6 protein-coding genes are annotated in these 3,955 nt (G+C 71.1%); 4 read left to right on the plus strand and 2 right to left on the minus strand.

All coding sequences use genetic code 11. From position 1 onward, the window contains the following. Positions 1 to 125 precede the first annotated feature (125 nt). Positions 126 to 896, minus strand: coding sequence for an enoyl-ACP reductase FabI (fabI, locus tag QM633_RS07895; protein ID WP_415153197.1), 771 nt, complete (start codon positions 894 to 896; stop codon positions 126 to 128). Between the two features lie 9 nt (positions 897 to 905). Beyond that, positions 906 to 1,610 (minus strand): 3-oxoacyl-ACP reductase FabG, encoded by a 705-nt coding sequence (gene fabG / locus QM633_RS07900; protein ID WP_415153202.1) that lies wholly within the window; start codon positions 1,608 to 1,610, stop codon positions 906 to 908. Positions 1,611 to 1,687: 77 nt separating this feature from the next. On the opposite strand from fabG, the gene QM633_RS07905 reads away from it, so the two are divergent. The 4 genes from QM633_RS07905 to QM633_RS07920 form a co-directional block, all read left to right on the plus strand. Beyond that, a complete protein-coding gene (locus tag QM633_RS07905; RefSeq protein WP_415153198.1) occupies positions 1,688 to 2,005 on the plus strand; it encodes a DUF3099 domain-containing protein in 318 nt (105 codons plus the stop codon). After that, entirely contained in the window at positions 2,002 to 2,805 is an 804-nt protein-coding gene (locus QM633_RS07910) for an SURF1 family protein (RefSeq protein ID WP_415153199.1), read from the plus strand. Before QM633_RS07905 ends, QM633_RS07910 begins: the two co-directional genes overlap by 4 nt. Continuing rightward, positions 2,805 to 3,572 carry an META domain-containing protein gene (locus tag QM633_RS07915; RefSeq protein ID WP_415153200.1) on the plus strand — a complete coding sequence of 256 codons (768 nt, stop codon included), beginning with the start codon at positions 2,805 to 2,807 and terminating at the stop codon, positions 3,570 to 3,572. The genes QM633_RS07910 and QM633_RS07915 overlap by 1 nt, the downstream gene beginning before the upstream one ends. Further along, a partial coding sequence (locus tag QM633_RS07920) for a putative RNA methyltransferase (RefSeq protein WP_415153201.1) occupies positions 3,569 to 3,955 on the plus strand: 387 nt, incomplete at its 3' end. The genes QM633_RS07915 and QM633_RS07920, both read left to right, overlap by 4 nt.

Consider the following 3,955-nt stretch of genomic DNA (forward strand, 5'->3'; position numbering starts at 1 on the left):
CCCCTCCCCCCCTACCGGCGCCTTGGCCCCCCCCCCCCGGCGACCAACCCCGCCTTTCGGGAGCAAACGGGCGCGACGGGGCCGAGGATCGCCACCGTCGGGCGGCGGGACCCGGCCGCGGAGGTTCAGGCCCCGGTGGCGTGCAGGCCGCCGTCGACGTGGACCATCTCGCCGGTGGTCGCCGGGAACCAGTCGGACAGGAGGGCGACCACAGCCTTGGCGGTCGGGGTGAGGTCCTTCGGGTCCCAGCCGAGCGGGGCCCGGGTGCCCCAGATCGCGTTGAACTCCTCCGAACCGGGGATCGCCTTCTTGGCGATCGTCTCCAGGGGTCCGGCGGCGACGAGGTTGCAGCGCACCCCCTCGGGGCCGAGGTAGCGGGCGAGGTAGCGCGACGCACTCTCCAGCGCAGCCTTCGACACACCCATCCAGTCGTAGGTCGGCCACGACACCGTCGCGTCGAAGGTCATCCCCACCACGGACGCCTTCTCCGCGAACAGAGGCTTGCAGGCCATCGCGAGGCTGACCAGCGAATAGGCCGAGACGTGGACGGAGAAGCCGACGTCGCTGAACGGCGTGGACAGGAATTTCCCGCCGAGCGCCGTCTCGGGGTTGGCGAACGCGATCGAGTGCACGACGCCGTCGAGGTGGTCGACGTGCTCACCGAGCAGTTCCGGGAGCCGGGCCAGGTGCGACTCGTCGGTCACGTCGAGCTCGATCAGCACAGGCTCGGGGTCGAGTCGACGCAGGACGCGGGCGGTCAGGCTCATCGCACGACCGAAGTTGGACACCACCACCGTGGCGCCCTCGGCCTGCGCGATCTCGACGACGCGGTAGCCGATGGACGTGTTCATCGTCACGCCGGCGACCAGGATGTTCTTTCCCTCGAGGATTCCCATGTCCGCGCCTCAGTGCCCCATGCCCAGGCCGCCGTCGACCGGGACCACCGCGCCCGAGATGAACCCGGCCTCGTCGGAGGCGAGGAATGCCACGGCGGCGGCCACCTCTGCCGGCTGGCCCAGCCGGGCAGCGGGAATGGAGCCGAGGTAGCGCGCGATCACGTCCTCGGGCAGGACGGCGGTCATGTCGGTCTCGATGAAGCCGGGAGCGACCACGTTCGCGGTGACCCCGCGGCTGCCGAGCTCCCGGGTGAGCGAGCGGGCCATGCCGACCAGCGCCGCCTTGGAGGAGGAGTAGTTCACCTGTCCGGCCGAGCCGTACAACCCGACCACGGAGCCGGTGAAGACGATCCGTCCCCACTTGCCGCGGATCATGCTCTTCGCCGCCCGCTTGGCGACGCGGAAGGCGCCGGTGAGGTTCACGTTGATCACGGCGTCCCAGTCGGCGTCCGACATGCGCAGGATGAGTGTGTCCTTGGTGATGCCGGCGTTCGCGATCAGGACTTCGACCGGGCCATTGGCCCCCTCCGCGGCCGTGAACGCCGCGTCCACCTGCTCGGAGTCGGTCACGTTGCAGGTGACGCCGAGAACGCCCTGAGGCGGTTCGCCACCCATGTCGAAACTGGCGACCCTGTGGCCGGCGGCGAGGAACTTCTCGACGATGGCCCGTCCGATGCCCCGGTTGCCACCGGTCACCACCACGCTGCGGGCCACTGCACTGGTTGAGGTTTCAGTCACGGGCGACAAACTATCGGAAGGTGTCCGGGAAGTCTTCGACCTAGTCTTGTGCCGTGAGTCCGGCGCGCGCGAACAGGCCGGCGCTGATCACCAGCGCCAGGGTGGGCAAGACGCTCGACACCGACGCCCGCCGCACCCGCTACCTGTGGACGATGGCCGTCCGGGTCGCCTGCTTCCTCGCCGCGACCCTCACTCCGCTGCCGTGGAACCTGCTGCTGCTCCTCGCCGCTGCCGTGCTGCCCGCGATCGCCGTGATGCTCGCGAACGCCATCGACCAGCGCCGGCTTCCCGAGCCCGACCCCGACGAGCCGCAGCGCCCGGCGCTGCCGCCGGGTGAGACGGTGGACGGCAGCGTGGAGGACGACGGATGAAGCTGCTCTCGACGCCGATGGGCGCCCGCCCACAGGGCGGACGGCTGTGGCTGCGCTGGCTCGTCCTCGCCCTGTTCGTGATCGCGCTGGCGGTCGCCTTCGTGAATCTCGGCTTCTGGCAGCTGTCCCGCCTCGACCAGCGTCGCGCCATGAACAGTTCTGTGGTCACCCACGAGAACTCCGCCGTCGTCGACTTCTCCACGGTCTTCACCCGGACGATCGTCGAGGCCGACCAGTGGCAGCGGGTGAGCGTGTCGGGCACCTTCGACGCCGACCACCAGTTCCTGGTCCGCTACCGCTCGCAGGGAGAGCAGAGCGGCTACGAGGTGATCACCCCTCTGCACGCCACCAGCGGCGAGTGGGTGCTGATCGACCGCGGCTTCGGGGTGAAGGCCAACACCGAGGACTACCCCGCCGTCCTGCCCCCGCCGCCGTCGGGGACGGTGAGCATCGTCGGCTACGTCCGCCGCGACGAGCAGGGCAGCACGGACGCGATGACCCCGGTCCAGCCGTCCAACACGATCCGGTTGGTGAACTCCGACGCCCTGGCCGCGGCCCTGCCCTACCCGATCGTCAACGGCTTCATCTCCGCGCTCGAGACGACTCCCGCGCAGCAGGGGAACCTGGTTCCGGTGCAACCGCCGGAACTGACGGAGGGCAACCACTTCTCCTATGCGATTCAATGGTTCACGTTCGCCGGCATCGCCGGCATCGGCCTGGTGGTGCTGATCCGTTCGGACCTGCGCGCGGCGAGGAAGCCGCGGCCACCGACGGCCACCGACGACGAAGGGGAGACCTGATGAGGAAGATCTGGCTGGTCCCGGTGGGCCTGCTCGCCCTGCTGGCCGCCTGCAGCACGCCGACCCCGGCCGCGCCGGCGACCGCACCCGCCCCCGCCCTGGCCGGCACGTCCTGGACGGTGACGCAGCTCAACGGCAGTGCGCCCCTTGCCGCTCACGAGCCGACGATGGACTTCGGCACCTCCGACGTGGCCGGTTCGGCCAGCTGCAACCGCTACACCGCTGCATTCACGCAGGACGGCGGGTCCGTCACGATCACGCCGGGAGTGCTGACCCAGATGGCCTGCGCCGAGGACGTGATGGCCCAGGAGCACGCCTTCACCCTCGCCCTGACCCAGGTCGCCGGCGCCAGGACGGCAGGGTCGGGGGTCGAGCTCGTGAACGCGGACGGGACGGCCGTGCTCACCCTCGCCGCCGTCGAGGACAAGCCGCTGGAGGGCACCGAGTGGAGGCTCAGCGGCGTCATCGCGGACGAGGCGGTGAGCTCGGCCGCCGGCGACGGCACCGTCAGCCTGACCATCACCGGCGGGCAGCTCAGCGGCAGGGCCTGCAACTCCTTCCACGGCCCCGTCGCCGCGTCGGGGGGCAGCTTCAGGACCGGGGCTCTCGCCAGCACGAAGATGGCCTGCGCCTCGGCCGCGTTGACGAAGCAGGAGCACACGGTGCTGGCCACTCTCCAGGCGGCCACCTCCTACGCGATCACGGGCGACCAGCTCATCATCTCCGCCGACGACGGTGCCGGCCTGGTGTTCACCGCCGCGTCGTGATCGACGGCGTCGTCGACCTGCTGGCCTGCCCCCGCTGCGCAGGGGAGCTCTCGGAGCGGGACGGGACGCTGCGCTGCGCAGCGGGCCACAGCCACGACCTGGCCCGGCAGGGCTACGTGAACCTGCTCGGCGGCCCGGAACCGGGCAACGCCGACAGCGTGGCGATGCTCCAGGCCAGGGCACGGGTGCACGCCGCAGGAGTCTTCGCACCGGTCGCGGGACTGGTCGCCGGCGCCGTTCAGGGCCGCTCCCCTGTTCTGGAGGTGGGGGCGGGCACCGCCTACTACCTCACCGCAGCGCTGGGCGCCGACCGCGATGCCGTCGGGCTCGCGCTGGACGTGTCGAAGGCGGCCGCGCGGATCGCCGCCCGCGCCGACCCGCGG

It is taken from the genome of Propionicimonas sp., from assembly GCF_047606205.1.
GTDB lineage: Bacteria > Actinomycetota > Actinomycetes > Propionibacteriales > Propionibacteriaceae > Propionicimonas.

What these genes read in the sequence shown, in the direction of transcription:
- fabI (WP_415153197.1), bottom strand. Translation starts at nt 896, where the DNA reads ATGGGAATCCTCGAGGGAAAGAACATCCTGGTCGCCGGCGTGACGATG.
- QM633_RS07910 (WP_415153199.1), top strand. Translation starts at nt 2,002, where the DNA reads ATGAAGCTGCTCTCGACGCCGATGGGCGCCCGCCCACAGGGCGGACGG.
- QM633_RS07915 (WP_415153200.1), top strand. Translation starts at nt 2,805, where the DNA reads ATGAGGAAGATCTGGCTGGTCCCGGTGGGCCTGCTCGCCCTGCTGGCC.